This is a genomic window from Halotalea alkalilenta DSM 17697 (assembly GCF_000621205.1).
GTDB classification, from domain to species: Bacteria; Pseudomonadota; Gammaproteobacteria; order Pseudomonadales; family Halomonadaceae; genus Halotalea; species Halotalea alkalilenta.
The window spans coordinates 41,347-59,021 of the sequence record NZ_KK211233.1 but is presented as its reverse complement, the minus strand read 5'-3'; the positions used below and the strand labels follow the sequence as shown (position 1 = coordinate 59,021).

Sequence of the window (17,675 nt, the reverse complement as noted above, 5' to 3'; positions counted from 1 at the left end):
TCTCATGCCCTGATGGGTGACGAGGAGGTCGGTTTTTTTTTTCACTTCGCGACGATTATTCTTCATCTTCCGGCGCTCGGAGCGACACGACCCGGAGCAACGGGGTCAACTGGCGCACTTCGGCATCGAACGGCAGCAACAGCGCATGCAGCGCTCTATCGGGTGAATGGATATCGTAGAGCCCGGTGGCACGCGCATCCTTGAGTCGTTCATCGGTGATGATGGTCCACCCCTGCTGGTAGCGCGCGAGCTCGCCGATGGCATCCTCGACGCGCATGTCTTGGACGAACAGATAGCCGCTGCGCCAGATGGCGATCTGATCGACCGGGACCTGGGTGTCGACCACGGCGCCTGAACGACGATCGATGCTCACCCGCTCACCGGCATGCATGCTGCGCTCGGGCGCATCGGCCGACGGCGGCAAATCGACCCGCACCGTGCCGCTTTTCACCGCGAGCGACAGCGCCTGCGGGGATAGCCGGACATCGAAGCTGGTGCCCACGACCGTCGCCTTGAGACCCTGCGCCTCGACGATGAAGGGACGCTCTGGATCCGGCGCTACCTCGAAGAATGCCTCGCCGGCAAGCAGCCTGACCCCGCGTTGCGAGGGCCCCATGTCGGTTCGTATCGCGCTTTTCGCCCCGATATGGACGACGCTGCCGTCCTCCAGCTCCACGCGGCGCTGTTCACCGGTACCGGTGAGATAGTCCGCCTCGAGGCGCAACGACAGCTCAGGCGCGAGCACTACGAACATCACCAGCAGGAGCGCCATCGACGCCACTCCCGCCAATAGCCGGCGCCGAGCGGGAAGATGCCGTCGCGACCGAACGCGCGCGGGGCGAGCCTTAGGGCCTGGAGCAGTGCCATCGCGCGGCGAAGGCGAGGGGTGGTCGGCAGCTGCCAAGGTTGAGGGGTCGAGTTCGCCGAGCAGTGCCCAGGTATCGAGCGCCCTGCGCCACGCCGACGCATGGTCGGGACCAGCGTCCAGCCAGGCCTCGAATCCGGCCAGCAGCGCTGGATCGTCGGGCGACTCGTTCAGGCGCAGCAGCCAGTCCATGGCCTCAGCCAAGCGCTGCTCACAGTGGCCTTGATCACGCATGTCCATGCCTCGCGACTTCGATGACCTTCCGCTTCCGCCACGCTTGCCGGACACGGTTCATGGGAGGGTATCGGATGGGGTGTCCTCCGCAGGCACGAGTTCGCGGGCGAGCAGCACCAGCGCGTCCCGAACCAAGCGATGCGCCTTGGAGAGGGAGATATCCAGTCGCTGTGCGATCTCCTGCAGGGTGTGCCCCTGAAAGCGATGCATGGTCAGTGCCATTCGGGCCTGTTCTGGCAGTGTCTCGAGCACGCGGGCGAGGCGCTGCAGGTCCTGGCGGTGGTGCAGCTCCTGCTCTGGCGTGCGTGGCGAGTCCGGCGTCATCCACCAGGGCGGCTCGAGCTGGTGACGCTGCTCCGTCGCCCGCCGCCTGACGCTGTCCAGGGCAAGGTTGCGCACGATCCGGTAAAGATAGGCGGCGGGCTGGTGCATAGCGCTGCCCTGCGCCTGCATGAAGCGGATGAAGGCCTCCTGCACCACGTCTTCGGCCTGGGCACGATCACCGACGATCGGCGTGGCGTAATTGACCAGCGCGGATCTGTAGGCCAGAAAGAGCGTCAACTTCGCCATGTGGTTTTCGACGGGCCATCCGAGTGAACGATAGGTCGACAGAAGACTCCTTACGGCCACCAAGGCAAGGAGAAGTCGCCGGGGATACTCGCAAACCCGCCATGATCACTAATGATTATCATTGTTGTCAATCGACAAGGGAGCGCCCGCTCTACTGCCGCGGCGCAGCCGTTGCAGTGACTCGTCCTCAGCCGGATAGGCGAACCACGCATTTGCCGAGGTTGTGACCCGCGAAGAGCGCGAGCAAAGCGCGCGGCAGCGCTTCGAGGCCTCCTTCCAGCACGGTCAGGCGCCACTCGAGCGCTCCCTGTGCGAGCAGCTCGCCCATCTCGGCGCGAAAACGCGGCAGCAGCGCGTAGTGTTCTGGCGCGACGAATGGCAGCACCCGCACACCGAGGGCGGAAAGCGAACCAAGGTTGGCCGGCGCGCGGCGCGGGTCGGGCTGCTGGTACTGGCTGATCAATCCACACAGCACGACCCGGCCATTCCTGCGCATGCAGCGGTTGGCGGCTTCGAAAGCGCCACCGCCGAGATTCTCGAAGTTGAGCGTCAGCCCATCCTCGCCCACCGCCGCCGCCAGCGCTTGGGCATATCCAGGCGCGCGATGATCGAGCGGATGGGAGAAGCCGATCTCCTCGAGCCAGGCGCGTTTGTCGCCGCGCCCCGCGGTCACCAGCACCTCGGCGCCCTCGAGCCGCGCGAGCTGGGCGGCGATGGACCCCACCGCACCGGCGGCGGCACCGACCAGCACCCGGTCCCGCCGCTCGACCCGGCCGATCTCGCGCATGCCAAGCCATGCGGTGAGGCCGGTCATGCCGAGCGGATGCAGCCAGGCGAGCGGTGCAGGGCCGAGTGGCAATGCGACCAGGCCATCGCCGTCACAGCGAATCTCGCGCTGTACCGGCAGATGACCTACTGCCCACTGCCCCGGCATCCAGGCCGGGTCGTCACTGGCCAGCACCTCGGCCAGGGTCCAGGCCGAAAGCCTGGAGCCGGCGTCCCAGCGCGACACGTAGCCATAGCCCTGGGGCTGCATCCTGGTGCGCATGTAGGGGTCGACGCTCAGATAGCGCGGGGCCAGGAGCAAGGCACCCGCGCCCGGATCGACCCAGGCGCGGGTGAAATGCTCGACGCCCAGTGCCGCCACTGGACGGCTGGCGAGCAGCAGGGCTTCGGTGCCACGTTCGTTCATTTGCCGTACCGGATCAGTTCTGCACCGCGATCACCGAGCCGCCGTCGACGCGCAGGTTGGCACCGTTGATGAACGAGGCGCGCTCGGAGACCAATAGCGCGATCACCGCGGCCACCTCTTCGGCCCGGCCGCGGCGCTTTTGCACGATGCCCGGACGCTCCTCCTCGAGGAAACTCGCCACCGCTTCGTCGAAGGAGACACCGAGCTGCTTGGCACGGATTTCCATCATCCCGTCGGTCATCGGTGACTCGATGAACGCCGGCGCCACGGTATTGCACAGCACGCCGTGCGCCGCCTCACGGTAGGAAAGCCCCTTGATGAAGGTGCCGAGCCCAGCCTTGGCGGCGTTGTAGACCGCCTCTTCCCAGTAGGGCTGCACTGCGTTCTCGGACGTGATGCAGACCAATCGTCCCCAGCCCCGCTCGCGCATCGAAGGCACGGTGGTACGGGCGATACGCACCGCCGACATGAAGTCGATCTGCCAAGCCTCCTCGTAGTCCCGATCGCTGAGTTCGAGCGGGTCACCCTTGGCGCCGGTCACCCCGGCCGCATGCACGACGATATCGATTGCGCCGAAACGTTCGCGCGCCTTCTCGACCAACGCATCGACCGACGCTTGATCAGTCACGTCGGCGGCAACGCAAAGCGGGTCGCCGGTGAGCGTCTCGGCGCATCGCTCCAACGCCGCCTGGTCGAGATCCGACAGCACCAGCGACACGCCCTCCTGATCGAGCAGCGTGGCGGTAGCGAAACCGATGCCACCCGCTGCACCGGTGAGCAGTGCCACTCGGCCCTTGATACCCAAATCCATCGAGGTGCCTCCTCATCGCAGTATCGGGCGCGATGCTGCACCCGACATCAAGCGTCGTACAAGCCGAGGGGCTTTGCCACTGATCAGGTACGCGGCTCTTCTGGCCCATCATCGCCGCTGAGATCGCGGTCATTGTCAGGATCCATCGGCGGCTCGGCGACATCGAAATCATCGCTGAGCAGGTGGGTCTCCAACTGCTGGATCTGGTCCTCGCTGACCCCGGCATTGCGACGCAGCGACAGCAGGAGGCGATAGCAAAGCCCCTCGAACTGCTTGAGCTGCGCGGGCTCGAATCGCCCGGAATCGCGCATCAGCCGATAGATCAGCCGGGTGTAACGGAGGAAATCCTGGTCATCGGCCACCCCCCAGGCGCTGGCCTGGTATCCCTGCGCCAGCGACTGCTGCCAGCGACGCATCGCCACGCGCATCCGCGGCTGGTCGTCGACCATGGCGAGACGGCGAGCCTGCTTGATGACGACATGGCCAAGGTTGAGCCCGAGCAGGCCCTGCTCGATCAGATTGCGCTGGCTGCGCTGCCGGTCGGAGAGATTGTTTTCGTAGCGGGCGAGCCGCTGGATGCGCCCGAACATCCGCCCGTTGAACCACTCCTCCACGTCGCTCTGGCTCGTCGTGCCCAGTTCGGAGATATCCATCGCAGTGGCACTGATCAAGCGCCGGCGCATGATCAGCGCATTCGGCTCGACCACCAGCCGGAACAGCGTGTGGAGCACGATCACTCCGATCAGCACCGTCAACCCCCGCTCGACCGAGCCGACCACGTCGAAGGTCATCGCGTTGCCCGGCAGCGTCATGATGATGTAGGTGAGGCAGAACCCCAGGCTGTAGGCCAGGGTCATCCTGTTGGTGAACCCCATCAGCGCGATGAACAATGGCGCGCCGAACACCATTATCAGCATCTCGAAGTCGCGCGGCGCATTGGCCAGTAGCACCCCACCGAACAGTATCCCGACCGGGAGGGCGGCGACCGTACCGACGATCAGGAAACGTATGATCATCGTCGGCGCGGGAAAAGAAGCGAACATGACGCTGAAGATCACCAGCATCACCATCATCAGGAACGCGGTGTCCCAGCCGGAGGCGATCCACAGGATCGACGCCAGGGCGAACATCAGCGAGGAGCGAAGACCGATGATCACGCTCAGCAGCACATCGTGATGCCGTGAAATGCGCACCGCTTTGAGCCGCATGCTCTCGGCGTTCTCGACCGCGCCGCGCGCATCCAGCATCACCAGCATCAGCTGGACCACCTCCTGGATCGCCTGCACCGCCCGGTGCTGAAGCGCGGTACTGAGCCGCGAAACATCGAAAGCGTTGACCCGCTTGCGCAAGGCGACCATGAGTTCACGCCGCGCGACGTGATCCTGCTCGGCCTTGGCCTGGTGGACCGAATTGCGCAGGTCCTCCATCAGCGGGCTGACGACATCGTCGATCCAGTCCGGATGCTCACGAATGAAGTGGCCCAGCACCTGCATTTCGGCGATCAGGCTGAGCGTGCGCTGGGAGAGCAGATGGGCTGCGCGCGCGCGCCCTGGACCAGTGGGGCCTTCGTAGATCACCGGGCTGGTGTCGGCTTCCAGCAGCATCACCGAATCGATCACACCGAGCAGAGAGGCATGGCGTTCGGTACGCTTGTCTTCCGGATCGAGATGCAGCTCGACGCTGGCGAACGCCTTGGCGATCACGTCGTTGGCATGCATCACCATGGCCTGGCGCACTCGCACCGGCCAGAGCAGCATGCTGACCAGAGTGGCGCAGATGGAGCCGATGCCTATCTCGCTGACCCGCTGCACTGCGACTTCGAAGATGCTGTTGCTGGTCGGCGTCGAGGCCACCGAGATCACCACCACCAGAATCATGGTGGCGGCGATCATCGCGCAGAAATAGGTGACGTTGAAGTTGTGGGTCATCGCCGAGAACGTGGCGCAGACGAACACCAGCATCGAAAGCGTGGCCAGCGCCAGCGCCGAGGCCTGAACGAACAGCGCGAGTACCAGCAGGCCGATACCGCCACCGAGGATGGTACCGAGCAGCTGAAACATGCCCTTCTCGATCACCTGCCCGCTCTCGGGACGAATCTGCAGAAATACCGCCGAGATCATCGCCCAGTAGGGGCGATCGAAATCCATCAGCATCGACACGTAGAGCGCCAGCGCCATCGCGATGATGCCCTTGAGCGCGAAGGTCAGCGCGAAGGGGGTCGGGGTGAGAAAGACGGCGAGCTTGGGATTGAGCTTGAAGGTCTCGGCCATGGGCTGATCTCAGTCGGCGCCCGGCGCCGCCTCGTCGGAGGCCTGGGGCGATGGCGTCCGTGCATCTTCTGCCACCGGCGGGCGTATGCGTACCGTCGCGGTCATCCCCGCGCTGAGCAGCGTGCCCTCGGGCACTTCGTCGAGCACTACGTCGACGGGTATGCGCTGGGCCAGTCGCACCCAGGTGAAGGTAGGCGCCACGTCGGGAAGCAGTTCGTTGCCTGCGGTGGTGTTGCTGTTCGAAATCCCCCTGCCGATGCTCACCACTCGTCCGCTCAGGCGCTGGGTGCCGCTCATCAGCCAGATGTCGGCGGCGTCGCCGATCTGGATCGAGGGCATCTTGGTCTCTTCGAAGTAGCCCGTAACGTAGTAGGAGCCGTCGCGGACCAGCGACATCTGCGCGCTGCCCTGGTTGACGTAGTCACCTTGGCGCAGCGCCAGATTGACCACATGACCCGAGACGGGCGCACGGTAGAGCGTACGATCGAGGTTGAGCTGGGCGCTCTCCACGGCGGCCTGCTCGGCGTGGTAGCTGGCCTCGTTGGCGGCGGCGGTGAGCCGGGAGGTCTCGAGATCCTCGCGCGAGATCGACTGGCTCGAAAGCCGCTGGCGGCGCTGGTAATCGTGCAAGCTCTGCTCCCACGTCACCCGCGCGCTCTCCGCGCGCGCCTTGGCCTCGTCGAGGGCGGCGCGATAGCGTGCGTCGTCGACCGCGAACATCACCTCTCCTTGATCGACGTGCGCGTTGTCGCGAACCTCCAAGCGAGAGATCCAGCCGGAAACGTCGGGGGCGATGGTGACCACCTCGGCGCGCACCCGACCGTCACGCGTCCAGGGGGTATACATGTAGTAGTTCCAGGTCCACACCCCGGCAGCCACCGCGAGGGCGAGCATCACCAGTGCGAAGAGCAGTCTCGTCAACGTACGCATCGAGCGATCACCATTGAATCACCATTGATAAGCACCGGCGACGTAGGTCACCCCGGCAAGCAGACATACGAACAGCGCGACGTCGAACCAGGCTTCCTGCCAGATCAGACGCCCGAATGGGGACTTGTGCACCAGCGCTCGGATCACCGCGGCGAGCACCAGGCTGACGAAGGCGTAGAAGAGCATGGGGCTGAAGAACACCCCACCCCAGGAGAGCTCGCGAAGGTACATGAAGGGCTATCTCCCTCTATCCATCGATGCAGGTCGCAAAGTCCCACTTCCCATTCTCGGCCCGGACCCGAAGGAGAGGCGTCACGAAATCGTATCGTCTCGCTCGGTACCACTGGGCGAGGCGGCTCATCATGCGGTATTTGGCCAAACGCCAATAGTTAGGCTGCGATATATTAGCCCGATAAACGCTTCAATGCCCGTGTCGCGCACTCAGTTCGGCAAGCTTGCGGGACATCCGCTCCGCACTAAGGCGCGCCTCGCGCTCGCGCTTGCGCGCCTGCAGCGTTTCGAGCTGCTCGCGGGCATGGCGGGCATCGTCTTCATTGATCGCACCGGCCGGCTGGCCATCGAGGTCGACACGCTCGACGCCAGTGCGTACCGACTTGAGATAGCGGGGAAGATTGACGTAATTGGCCAGCGTGCGACGAATCAGCTTGGCTGGCCAGGGCTCGCGAGCGACCAGATCCTGATGGATGCCGACCTTGAGAGGACGGGTATGGGCCTTGAAGAAAGTCGCCGGGTAGCGCTGATACCACTGCTCCAGCAGTGCCTGGGGAGAGGGATGCGGCTCACCTTCGACGGGCGCGGAACGTGAAGTGGAAGCGACGGGAGCTTCGCTGGAGGGGTCCGCCGTCGCCTCGGAGGACGCCTCGGAAGAGGCTTCGGAAGAGGCTTCGGGAAGTGGTTCGGAAGAGGCTTCGACATCTGGCGGCCGGGCTCGCTCGATCACGCCAGGCTGTGGTTCCAGCATGCCGAGACGCCGCCTTAGCGCCTGATTCTCGGCCTCCAACACACGGACACGCTGCGTCGCCGCTTCGAGCTCGAGAATGGCTGCATGCGCCCTTCGATCGAGTGCGTCGATCAGCGTATCGAGATGATCTGTCACCTTGCCTGCCCCCGTTACTACCACGAAAACGCTTGTCCTTTCTGCGCCATGATAGATTAAATCCCTTCGCCGACAAGGGGACAGATCATTCATTCACCTTGGCGCGCAGCGCCGCAGAGTGACGAAGCGATAGGCGGGCTGACCTCCATCGGGGCTTCCCTCGACCCGTTCCTGCTCCTCCCACTCGCTCGCATCGAGGGTCGGAAAGAAGGTGTCGCCCTCGATCTCGACATCCACCTCGGTGAGATAGAGCCGGCTCGCCAGCCCCAGCGCCTGGGCATAGATCTGTCCCCCACCGATCACCATCAACTCCTCGACGCCGTCTAGCAGCGCCTGGTGCTCGGCGACCTCGAGCGCATCGGTCAGGCTCGAACAGACCCGCACGCCGGGATGGGAAAAGCCGGGATCGCGAGTGATCACCAGGTTGAGCCGGTTGGGCAGCGGGCGACCTATGGAGTCGAAGGTCGCCCGCCCCATGATCAGCGGCTTGCCGTTGGTCATCCGCTTGAAGAAGCGCAGGTCCTCGGGCAGGTACCAGGGCAGCTTGCCATCGACACCGATCACCCGGTTGCGCGACAGCGCGGCGATCATCGCGATCCGCGTCGCGCTCATACAGAGACCTCGGCCTTGATGTGCGGGTGGGGGTCGTAGCCTTCGATCGCGATGTCTTCGAAGCGGAAGGCGAACAGGTCGTCGATCTCGGGATTCAATACCAGCCGGGGCAGCGGGCGAGGCGACCGCGCGAGCTGCTCGCGAGCCTGGTCGAGGTGATTGAGATAGAGATGCGCATCGCCCAGAGTATGGATGAACTCCCCCGGCGCCAGCTCGCAGACCTGCGCGACCATCTGGGTCAACAGGGCATAGCTTGCGATGTTGAAAGGCACACCGAGGAAGACATCGGCGCTGCGCTGATAGAGCTGGCAGGAGAGCCGGCCGTCGGCGACGTAGAATTGGAACAGCGCGTGACACGGCGGCAGTGCCATCTCGTCCACCAGCGCCGGGTTCCAGGCCGAGACCATCAGCCGGCGGGAGTCCGGATTACGCTTGATCGAGTCGACCAGCTGAGCGATCTGGTCGACGTGGCCGCCGTCCGGGCGCGGCCAGCTTCTCCACTGATAGCCGTAGACCGGGCCGAGCTCGCCGTTCTCGTCGGCCCACTCGTCCCAGATTCTCACCCCGTGCTCCTTGAGGTAGGCGATGTTGGTCTCACCACGCAGGAACCACAGCAGCTCGTGGATGATCGAGCGCAGGTGGAGCTTCTTGGTGGTGACCAGCGGAAAACCCGCGGCGAGATCGAAGCGCATCTGGTGGCCGAACACGCTGAGGGTGCCGGTACCAGTGCGGTCGCTCTTGCGCGTCCCCTCGTCGAGGACGCGCCGCATGAGGTCGAGATAGGGCTGCATCTGGGGCCTCTCGCTCGTCCGCGCTCAAGGCGCGGACGCGGAATCCGAAGTGGGAGCCGTCCGTGCACCACGGTCGACCGGTTGGTTGCGCGACCAGACCATCAGCAGGACACCGACCAGCACCATCGGCACGCAAAGCAGCTGGCCCATGGTCAGCCAGCCGAAGGCGATGAAGCCCAGCTGCGGGTCGGGCATGCGGAAGAACTCGGTGATGAAACGCAAACCGCCATAGAGCACCAGGAACAGCCCGGAGATCAGCCCGCGACGCCGAGGCTTGCTCGATATCCACCAGAGCGCCACGAACAGCACCACGCCTTCGGTGGCGAACTGGTAGAGCGCCGAGGGATGGCGCATCTCTGGCCCATAGAGCGGGTAGTCGATCGCCCAGGGCAGGTCGCTCACCCGGCCGGGCAGTTCCTGGTTGATGAAGTTACCGATCCTGCCGGCGCCGAGCCCCACCGGTACGATCGGTGCGATGAAGTCGGTGAGCTGGAAGAAGGCGAGCTTGTGGCGACGCGCGAACAGCAGCGCTGCGACCAGCACCCCGAGCAGCCCACCGTGGAAGCTCATGCCACCCTCCCACACCCGCAGGATCCACAGCGGATCAGCGAGGAACTGATCGAAGCCGTAGAACAGCGTGTAGCCGAGCCGACCGCCGAGCACCACGCCGAGCGCGCCGTAGAAGATCATGTCGCCGACCTGCTGACGGTCGAGGCCGATCCGCTCGGCGCGAAGCCGCGCCAGCCACCAGGCGGAGACGAAGCCGACCACGTACATCAGCCCATACCAGTGGATCTGGATCGGGCCCAGCGAAAACAGTACCGGGTCGAAATCGGGATAGCGCATGCGGTCATCTCTCCTCTCATGGCGCGCCAATGCGCAGGCTTGCTGGTGCCGTCCGGCACTAAATCGCGCGGGCGGCGAGCAAGCGAAGAGTGCCTGCCCAGCGCGGGCGCCATTCTACCTGCTACCAGGGCTGCCTGATCAAGTGATGGCGCCCTCCGCTCGATCGGAGGCAGGTACCGGTCCTAGACGTACAGGCGCAAGAAAACCTCCCACCGCAGGGCGGGAGGTTTCCCAGGTCGCTCACCTCAGCCCCGGCTGTGCTCTTCGAGCCCCACCGAGTGATGCAGACGCGGTGCCAGTTCGCGCAGCGCACGCCGATAGACTTCGCGCTTGAACGACACCACCTGACCGAGCGGATACCAGTAGCTGACCCAGCGCCAGCCGTCGAACTCAGGGCTGGGCGTCGAATCGAAACAGATCCGCGCTTCGTTGCAGCGCATCTGCAGCAGGAACCATTTTTGCTTCTGGCCGATGCACAGCGGCTGCGAGTGCGTACGGATCATTCGTTTCGGCAGACGATAGCGCAGCCAGCCACGAGTGCAGGCAATGACGTCGACATCTCGTGCACAAAGCCCGATCTCCTCCTCCAGCTCACGATAGAGCGCCTGCTGGGGGGTCTCATCGGAATTGATCCCGCCCTGCGGGAACTGCCAAGCGTCCTGCCCCACCCGCCTGGCCCAGAGCAGCTGCCCTCCAGGGTTGGCGATGATGATGCCAACGTTGGGGCGGAAGCCATCAGGGTCGATCACGGGTCATACCCCTTATCTCTTTCACCGGTGCCAGCGCCGGGGCCGATCAGTTGGATCCCGCTCCCCGGCATGCACTGTGATTCTCGACGGTACCGCGCAAAAGCGACGGCACCTATTGCAGCCATTCTTCCACAAAGCGAGAAAGGGCATCAATACGCCGTGCTCCGGGCGAGCGACCGCGGAACGCTTGGGGTAGCATGCGCTAGGAATTCCTCTCAAAACCCGCTCATGGTGAACGTCCCGGAAACGAACGGTTTTCGAAAGGATTTCCAAGCCAAGCATCGCGCTACACATCGCGTTCGAATATTTAGGAGATGACCAACTTGCGACTCGCAATCTTCGACCTGGACAACACCCTGATCAGCGGCGACAGCGACCATGCGTGGGGAGAATATCTGATTCGCGTCGGCGCAGTGGACGAAGAACGCTACCGGCGCGCCAACGATGAATACCTGCGCAACTACGAAGCGGGCACCCTCGACATCGACGACTACCTCTCGTTCTCGCTCCAGCCGCTCGCCCAGCACCCCCGCGAGCTGCTCGAGGCCTGGCGGCGCGGCTTCATGTCGCAGGTGATCGAGCCGATGGTGCTGCCCAAGGCCGAGGCGCTGCTCGACCGGCATCGGGAGGCCGGCGACTTCCTGATGATCATCACCGCCACCAACCGCTTCGTTACCGCACCGATCGCCGAGCGCTTCAAGGTCGATGAACTGATCGCGATCGAGGTCGAGGAGCGCGATGGCGCCTATACCGGCCGTGTCGCCGGCGTGCCGAGCTTCCAGCGAGGAAAGGTGACCCGACTGGAGGCTTGGCTCGCCGAACATCCAGAGATCGAGCGCGAGGGCTGCTGGTTCTACAGCGATTCCCGCAACGATCTGCCGCTGCTCGAGCGGGTCGATCACCCGGTGGCGGTCGACCCCGACCCGACGCTGAAAATCGAGGCCGAGCGACGCGGCTGGACGGTGATGAGCCTGCGCTGACCAGCCCGGACTGCACGCACTCGCGACCCGCGAGCGAGGAGAGCGCCTCCACGCTCGCGGCGAACTCCCCTCTTCCTCGTCAATGCTGGAAGCTTTCGCCAAGCCGCTGACCGAGATCGGCGACGAACTCGGAGGTCGGCGCGTGCACGGCGTGGAGCCGGGCGATCAGCAGGTTCTCCAGCGTGAAGCGCTCGCTCATCCCCCGCTTGATCCTCTCGAGCCAGGCCGGCAGCATCGCTAGATTCTCGCGACAGCGATGAGCGTCGGAGAAATCGCTCTCGAAGGCGAGCGCCATCTGGGTGGAGGGGTCGAGGTTTTCGAGCAGTTGAGTCGCGGCGGCGAGCGCGTCGCCGTCGCCATGCTCCTGCGCCTCCTGCTGGAGGATGGGGTAGAGCGTGAAGTGGCCAAGGCTCAGGTAGTCGAGCAGCTGTTCACTGAAGCGGTCGAGCAGGCCGCGATCGAAAGTGGTGAGGTCGCGATCACAGGCATCATCGAGGGCACTGAATGAGAGCAGCAGCTGATGGCGCTGCTCGAGCCAGCGATCGATCACCAGGTTGACGCCACCCCAGCGCTCGACGTTGGAAACATGTTGTTGGATAAGCACGTGTCTCTCCTCGACTCGCTTGGTCAGTCCCATGACTCGCTTGCTGGAAAGGGCAGGCATGTCGCCTGCCCTGATCCAAATCCGAACTCCATGATCAACCAGCCCCACAGGTGGTGCAAGCGAGCCGCCGCGCGTTTTGGTCGCACCCCATGGAGACGACGAAGCCCCCGACATGGGATGCACGAGGGCTTCTTCAGCAGGGCCCGGGTGCAGCGCATCCCGGGGACCCGACACGACTCAGAGCAGGCGTTTGCTCGGCCCGCGCCGGCCGCGGCGCAGCGAGGAGAAGATCAACGCGATGCTGATCAATGCCAGCACGGCGAAGCCCATCATCGTCCAGCCGGGCAGGGTGATGCCGAGCCAGATGCCATGGATCTCGGCGCACTCTCCAGAGCCGGAGAGCACCTGGGAAATCACGCCCCAGAACGGCAGCACCTCGAGCATGTAGTCCAGCCCAGGGCCGCAAGAGGGCACCGCATCGGGCGGCAGGCTCTGCAGCCACAGGTGGCGCCCGGCCAGAGCGATGCCCGCGCCACTGGTGATCAGCGCCGCCACTCCGTAGACCGCGCCGGCCTTGCCCTTGGGGTTATGGAAGATCCCCGGCAGCAGCACGAGGAAGGTCGCGATCACCGCTATGCGCTGGAAGATGCATAGCGGACAGGGCTCGAGCCCCCACAGATGCTCGAGCAGCAGCGCCACCGCCATCATCAGGATACACATCAGTACCCCGAGCAGGCACCAGCCGCGACAAATGATCCGGCTCAGCTTGTCGATCATGATTCAAAGATCTTCCATGTCATGAGAAGTATTCGGAAAAGGGGTCCAGCGGCATCCACCGCCGGACGCTCAGCCTCAGGCACGCTTGGCGACGGCCTCGGCCCGGGCGAAGTAGCCGGCCAGGTACTCACCGAAGGAGAGCTCGTCGTCGGCCTCGATATCGCGCTGCTGGATCAGCGAGGTCTCGACGAGCTGGTCGAGCAGCGCCTCGCGGGCACGATCCATCGGCGTGCCGAGGAACTCGGCCGCCTGCTCCCTGGCCCGCTCGAGGGTCCAATCGATGAAGTCCTCACCCTCGCGCGAAAGCGCGGCGAATATCTCTCCCGCCGGCGTCAACGCGGGATCGCCGATCCGCGGTGCGAGCGCTTCGACCGCATCCGCGTGCGGGGTGTTCCGCTCGGCAAGATCGAGCAGCCCCGCAGCGGCGCGCAGCTCGTCGAACAGCCGCCCACCCGCCTCGGCGAGCGAAAGCGCACCGTCCTCGAACTCGAGCATCAGGCCCGGATCCCGTCCCTGCGTGACCACCCGGCCACGATTGGCGTCGAGTCGCGCGCACTCGGCCGCACCGATCGGCGCGTCGTCGGCGAGCAGGCAGCGAATCAGGAAGGCGTCGAGGAAGCGGATCTGGGTTTCGTCGATGCCAAGCGGCAGCAGCGGATTGATATCGAGACAGCGTACCTCGATGTACTCGACACCATCGGCCTCGAGCGCCTGGGTCGGCGTCTGGTTGTGGCGCGCCACCCGCTTGGGCCGGATGTCGCTGTAGTACTCGTTCTCGATCTGCAGGATGTTGGCGTTGAGCTGCCGCCACTGCCCGTCGACCTCGACCCCGGTGCGCTGGTAGTCCGGCCAGGGTGTGCTCACCGCATGACGCAGGGTATCGACGTACTCATCGAGGGAGTCGAAGCAGACCTTCAATTGGTCCTGGACCTTGTTGTGATAGCCCAAATCGCTCATCCGCAGGGTCGAGGCATGCTCCGACACCAGCGTTCGCCGCCCCAGCGCCTCGAAGCCCTCGACCTTGCGCCCATCTAGGAAGCTGCGATCGAAAGCGGGCGAGGCGCCGAACAGGTACATCAAGAGCCAGCTGGTGCGGCGGAAGTTACGAATCAGCCGGAAGTAGCCCTGGGAGCGATACTCACAAAGCCCGACCCCCGACTTTCCTTCGAGCGCGGCCAGCTCGCGCCACATCGCGTCGGGCAGCGAGAAGTTGTAGTGGATGCCGGCGATCGACTGCATGATCCGCCCGTAGCGCACGTCGAGGCCACGCCGGTAGACCTGCTTCATCTGCCCGGTATTGGAGCTACCGTAGTCAGCGATCGGCACGCTTGCATTGCCGTCGAGCCAGGCAGGCATGCTGGCAGGCCAGATCAGCTCGTCACCCAGCTGGCGATAGCTGAAACGGTGCAGGTCGGCGAGGAAGTCGAGCGCGTCACTCGGCCGGGAGTAGACCGGAGTGACGAACTCGAGCAGCGCCTCGGAGTAGTCCGTCGTGATGTACGGGTGGGTGAGCTTGGAGCCCAGCTGGCGCGGATGGGGCAGCTGGCTGATCCTGCCGAGCGGGTCGACGCGCAGGCCCTCTTTCTCGATACCGCGGCGGATACGGCCGGTCCTGCCTTGGCGCACCGGCGCCTCGAGAGCCGCGACGATTCGGGCGAATTGTTCCGACAAGGATGTGCACCTTCTCTAAGTCAGCGCGGATCGAACCCGACGCCACGCTGTCGCGCGGCGCAACGACCCGCGCCCTCGGGATCCAGGATCCTGTCCGATCCGATGAACGAACGGAACGGGACCAAATTGGCACTCATTATGAATACGCGCCGTGGGCTTTCAAGCTTCGTCGCAGATTCGTCGACTCTTCGACGCTATCGCTCAACGATCCCGCTTGGCCGCTCCCGCTTTGAGCAGCGCAGCACCGAGCGCGCCCATCGGCGCACTGCCCTCTCGCGGCTCGTCGCGCGCCGAGCGGCGGCGGTCATCGCCGCGGCGCTCCCCTCGGGCCTGCGCCGGCTGGCGCTCGGCGCGATCGGAGAGCCGCATGGTCAGCGCAATGCGCTTGCGCGGCACATCGACCTCGAGCACCTTGACCTTGACGATATCGCCGGCCTTGACCACTTCGCGAGGGTCCTTGACGAAGCGCTCGGACAGCGCGGAGATATGCACCAGCCCGTCCTGGTGCACGCCGATGTCGACGAAAGCACCGAAGTTGGTGACGTTGGTGATCACTCCTTCGAGCACCATGTCGGGCGACAGATCGGAGAGCTTCTCGACCCCTTCCTTGAACTCGGCGACGGCGAACTGGGGACGAGGGTCGCGCCCCGGCTTGTCGAGCTCCTTGAGGATGTCGGTGATGGTCGGCACCCCGAAGCGCTGGTCGACGAACTCGGCGGGGTCGAGCTTCTTGAGGAAAGCGCTGTCTCCGATCAGGCTGCCCTTGTCGCGCCCGGCACGAGCGGCGATGCGCTCGACCACCGGATAGGCTTCGGGGTGGACGCTGGATGCGTCGAGCGGATCGTCACCGTTCATGATCCTGAGAAATCCAGCGCACTGCTCGAAGGTCTTCGGTCCCAGCCGGCTGACCTCGAGCAGCGCACGTCGGCTCCTGAACGCGCCGCGCTCGTCGCGGGCGGCGACGATGTTGGCGGCGAGCGTCGAGTTCAGCCCCGAGACTCTCGCCAGCAGCGCGGGAGAGGCAGTATTGAGATCCACACCGACCGCGTTGACGCAGTCCTCGACCACCGCATCCAGCGCACGGGCGAGCTGGAGCTGGGAGACATCGTGCTGGTACTGGCCGACACCGATCGACTTAGGCTCGATCTTGACCAGCTCGGCCAGCGGATCCTGCAGCCGGCGGGCGATCGACACCGCGCCACGCAGGGTCACGTCGAGCCCGGGGAACTCACGCGCCGCATACTCGGAGGCCGAGTAGACCGAAGCGCCGGCCTCGCTGACCACCACCTTGCCGACCGGGCGCCCTTCCACCGGCGGCAGCTCACGGATCAACGCCTGGGCGAGACGATCGGTCTCACGGCTGGCGGTACCGTTACCGATCGCGATCAGCTCGACGCCATGCTGCTTGCAAAGCCGGGCCAGTGTCGCGAGCGATTCGTCCCAACGATTGTGCGGCGCGTGGGGATAGATGGTCGCGGTATCGACCAGCTTGCCGGTGGCGTCGATCACCGCCGCCTTGACCCCGGTGCGCAGCCCCGGATCGAGCCCCAGCGTCGCCCGCGCGCCCGCTGGTGCTGCGAGCAGCAGGTCCTTGAGGTTGGCGGCGAACACCCCGATCGCACCCAGTTCGGCCTGCTCGCGCAGGCGCGAGAACAGCTCGGTTTCAAGGCTGGTGTAGAGCTTCACCCGCCAGGTCCAGCGCACCACCTCGGCCAGCCACCGATCCGCCTTGCGGCCCTGGTCGCGAATCCCCACCGTGCGAGCGATCTCGATCTCGGCGGGATGCACCTTGGCCTGCGCCTCGTCGGGCAGCGTCAAGCTCAGGCTCAATACGCCCTCGTTGCGACCGCGGAACATCGCCAGCGCCCGGTGCGAAGGCACCAGGGCCAGACGCTCGGTATGCTCGAAGTAGTCGGAGAACTTGGCCCCCTCCTGCTCACGCCCCTTGACCACGCGCGCATTGAGCTCGCCTTCCTCCCACAGCCGGTCGCGCAGCCGGGCGAGCAGCTCGGCATCCTCGGAGAAGCGCTCCATCAGGATCTGCTTGGCGCCATCGAGCGCCGCCTTGACATCGGCCAGGGCGAGCGATTCGCCATCATCGTTGGTGAGCGCCTTGGAGGCCGCGACGTAAGGCTCGGCGGCCTCCTCGGGGTCGAGACCCGGATCGTCGAGCAAGGCATCCGCCAACGGCTCGAGCCCCGCCTCACGGGCGATCTGCGCCTTGGTGCGGCGCTTCTTGCGAAATGGCAGGTAGAGATCCTCGAGCCGCTGCTTGGTCTCGGCATCGCGCAGCTGGCGCTCGAGCGCGGGGTCGAGCTTGCCCTGCTGCGCGATCTCCTCGATCACCGCGCGACGCCGATCCTCCAGTTCGCGCAGATAACGCAACCGCTCCTCGAGGGTACGCAGCTGGCTATCATCGAGACCGCCCGTGACCTCCTTGCGATAGCGCGAGATGAACGGCACCGTCGAGCCTTCGTCGAGCAGCGCGATGGCGGCCACCACCTGCTGAGGGCGAACATCGAGCTCGGCGGCAATGCGCGCGGAGATGACGGCGGAAAGATCGAGCGTTTGGCGGTCAATCATGGCACCTAATTCTTCCTGGTTGCGATGAGCGCCGATTAGACCACTTTTGGCCGCCGCGGGCCAAAATGCGCAG

At 65.0% G+C, this 17,675-nt stretch carries 17 protein-coding genes; 1 reads left to right on the top strand and 16 read right to left on the bottom strand.

Annotated elements, in window-relative coordinates:
- Nucleotides 1-55 precede the first annotated feature (55 nt).
- From Q376_RS0118825 to Q376_RS0118770, 12 genes are all read right to left on the bottom strand, one after another.
- A complete protein-coding gene (locus Q376_RS0118825) occupies nucleotides 56-1,099 on the bottom strand; it encodes a FecR family protein (RefSeq protein WP_027351609.1) in 1,044 nt (347 codons plus the stop codon).
- Between the two features lie 57 nt (nucleotides 1,100-1,156).
- Nucleotides 1,157-1,669 carry a sigma-70 family RNA polymerase sigma factor gene (locus Q376_RS0118820; RefSeq protein WP_043448833.1) on the bottom strand — a complete coding sequence of 171 codons (513 nt, stop codon included), beginning with the start codon at nucleotides 1,667-1,669 and terminating at the stop codon, nucleotides 1,157-1,159.
- 187 nt (nucleotides 1,670-1,856) lie between these two features.
- A complete protein-coding gene (locus Q376_RS0118815; RefSeq protein WP_027351607.1) occupies nucleotides 1,857-2,861 on the bottom strand; it encodes an MDR family NADP-dependent oxidoreductase in 1,005 nt (334 codons plus the stop codon).
- A 13-nt stretch (nucleotides 2,862-2,874) separates the two neighbouring features.
- Entirely contained in the window at nucleotides 2,875-3,672 is a 798-nt protein-coding gene (locus Q376_RS0118810; RefSeq protein ID WP_027351606.1) for an SDR family NAD(P)-dependent oxidoreductase, read from the bottom strand.
- A gap of 83 nt (nucleotides 3,673-3,755) precedes the next feature.
- A complete protein-coding gene (locus tag Q376_RS23525) occupies nucleotides 3,756-5,942 on the bottom strand; it encodes an FUSC family protein (RefSeq protein WP_052365529.1) in 2,187 nt (728 codons plus the stop codon).
- 9 nt (nucleotides 5,943-5,951) lie between these two features.
- Nucleotides 5,952-6,872: an efflux RND transporter periplasmic adaptor subunit gene (locus tag Q376_RS23520; RefSeq protein ID WP_052365528.1), complete on the bottom strand. Its 921-nt coding sequence runs from the start codon at nucleotides 6,870-6,872 to the stop codon at nucleotides 5,952-5,954.
- A gap of 18 nt (nucleotides 6,873-6,890) precedes the next feature.
- Nucleotides 6,891-7,103 (bottom strand): DUF1656 domain-containing protein, encoded by a 213-nt coding sequence (locus Q376_RS0118795; RefSeq protein WP_027351605.1) that lies wholly within the window; start codon nucleotides 7,101-7,103, stop codon nucleotides 6,891-6,893.
- A 190-nt stretch (nucleotides 7,104-7,293) separates the two neighbouring features.
- On the bottom strand, nucleotides 7,294-7,989 hold the full coding sequence (locus tag Q376_RS23515) for a ProQ/FINO family protein (protein ID WP_052365527.1): 696 nt from the start codon (nucleotides 7,987-7,989) through the stop codon (nucleotides 7,294-7,296).
- A 93-nt stretch (nucleotides 7,990-8,082) separates the two neighbouring features.
- Nucleotides 8,083-8,601 carry a dihydrofolate reductase gene (locus tag Q376_RS0118785; RefSeq protein ID WP_027351604.1) on the bottom strand — a complete coding sequence of 173 codons (519 nt, stop codon included), beginning with the start codon at nucleotides 8,599-8,601 and terminating at the stop codon, nucleotides 8,083-8,085.
- A complete protein-coding gene (locus tag Q376_RS0118780) occupies nucleotides 8,598-9,392 on the bottom strand; it encodes a thymidylate synthase (RefSeq protein ID WP_027351603.1) in 795 nt (264 codons plus the stop codon). The genes Q376_RS0118785 and Q376_RS0118780 overlap by 4 nt, the downstream gene beginning before the upstream one ends.
- Nucleotides 9,393-9,416: 24 nt before the next feature.
- On the bottom strand, nucleotides 9,417-10,238 hold the full coding sequence (gene lgt, locus Q376_RS0118775) for a prolipoprotein diacylglyceryl transferase (RefSeq protein ID WP_027351602.1): 822 nt from the start codon (nucleotides 10,236-10,238) through the stop codon (nucleotides 9,417-9,419).
- A gap of 245 nt (nucleotides 10,239-10,483) precedes the next feature.
- Nucleotides 10,484-10,987 carry an RNA pyrophosphohydrolase gene (locus Q376_RS0118770; RefSeq protein ID WP_027351601.1) on the bottom strand — a complete coding sequence of 168 codons (504 nt, stop codon included), beginning with the start codon at nucleotides 10,985-10,987 and terminating at the stop codon, nucleotides 10,484-10,486.
- 323 nt (nucleotides 10,988-11,310) lie between these two features.
- Here Q376_RS0118770 and Q376_RS0118765 point away from each other — a divergent pair, with 323 nt between their 5' ends.
- A complete protein-coding gene (locus Q376_RS0118765; protein WP_027351600.1) occupies nucleotides 11,311-11,967 on the top strand; it encodes a histidinol-phosphatase in 657 nt (218 codons plus the stop codon).
- Between the two features lie 79 nt (nucleotides 11,968-12,046).
- Here the strand turns inward: Q376_RS0118765 and Q376_RS23510 are convergent, their stop codons facing one another.
- The 4 genes from Q376_RS23510 to Q376_RS0118745 all read right to left on the bottom strand — a co-directional run bounded on the left by Q376_RS23510 (nucleotide 12,047) and on the right by Q376_RS0118745 (nucleotide 17,602).
- Nucleotides 12,047-12,571 carry a sigma D regulator gene (locus tag Q376_RS23510; protein WP_245598998.1) on the bottom strand — a complete coding sequence of 175 codons (525 nt, stop codon included), beginning with the start codon at nucleotides 12,569-12,571 and terminating at the stop codon, nucleotides 12,047-12,049.
- A gap of 237 nt (nucleotides 12,572-12,808) precedes the next feature.
- Nucleotides 12,809-13,348 carry a disulfide bond formation protein B gene (locus Q376_RS0118755; protein ID WP_027351599.1) on the bottom strand — a complete coding sequence of 180 codons (540 nt, stop codon included), beginning with the start codon at nucleotides 13,346-13,348 and terminating at the stop codon, nucleotides 12,809-12,811.
- A 75-nt stretch (nucleotides 13,349-13,423) separates the two neighbouring features.
- Nucleotides 13,424-15,019 (bottom strand): glutamate--cysteine ligase, encoded by a 1,596-nt coding sequence (gene gshA, locus Q376_RS0118750; RefSeq protein ID WP_027351598.1) that lies wholly within the window; start codon nucleotides 15,017-15,019, stop codon nucleotides 13,424-13,426.
- Between the two features lie 201 nt (nucleotides 15,020-15,220).
- Nucleotides 15,221-17,602, bottom strand: coding sequence for a Tex family protein (locus Q376_RS0118745; RefSeq protein WP_027351597.1), 2,382 nt, complete (start codon nucleotides 17,600-17,602; stop codon nucleotides 15,221-15,223).
- Nucleotides 17,603-17,675 lie beyond the last annotated feature (73 nt).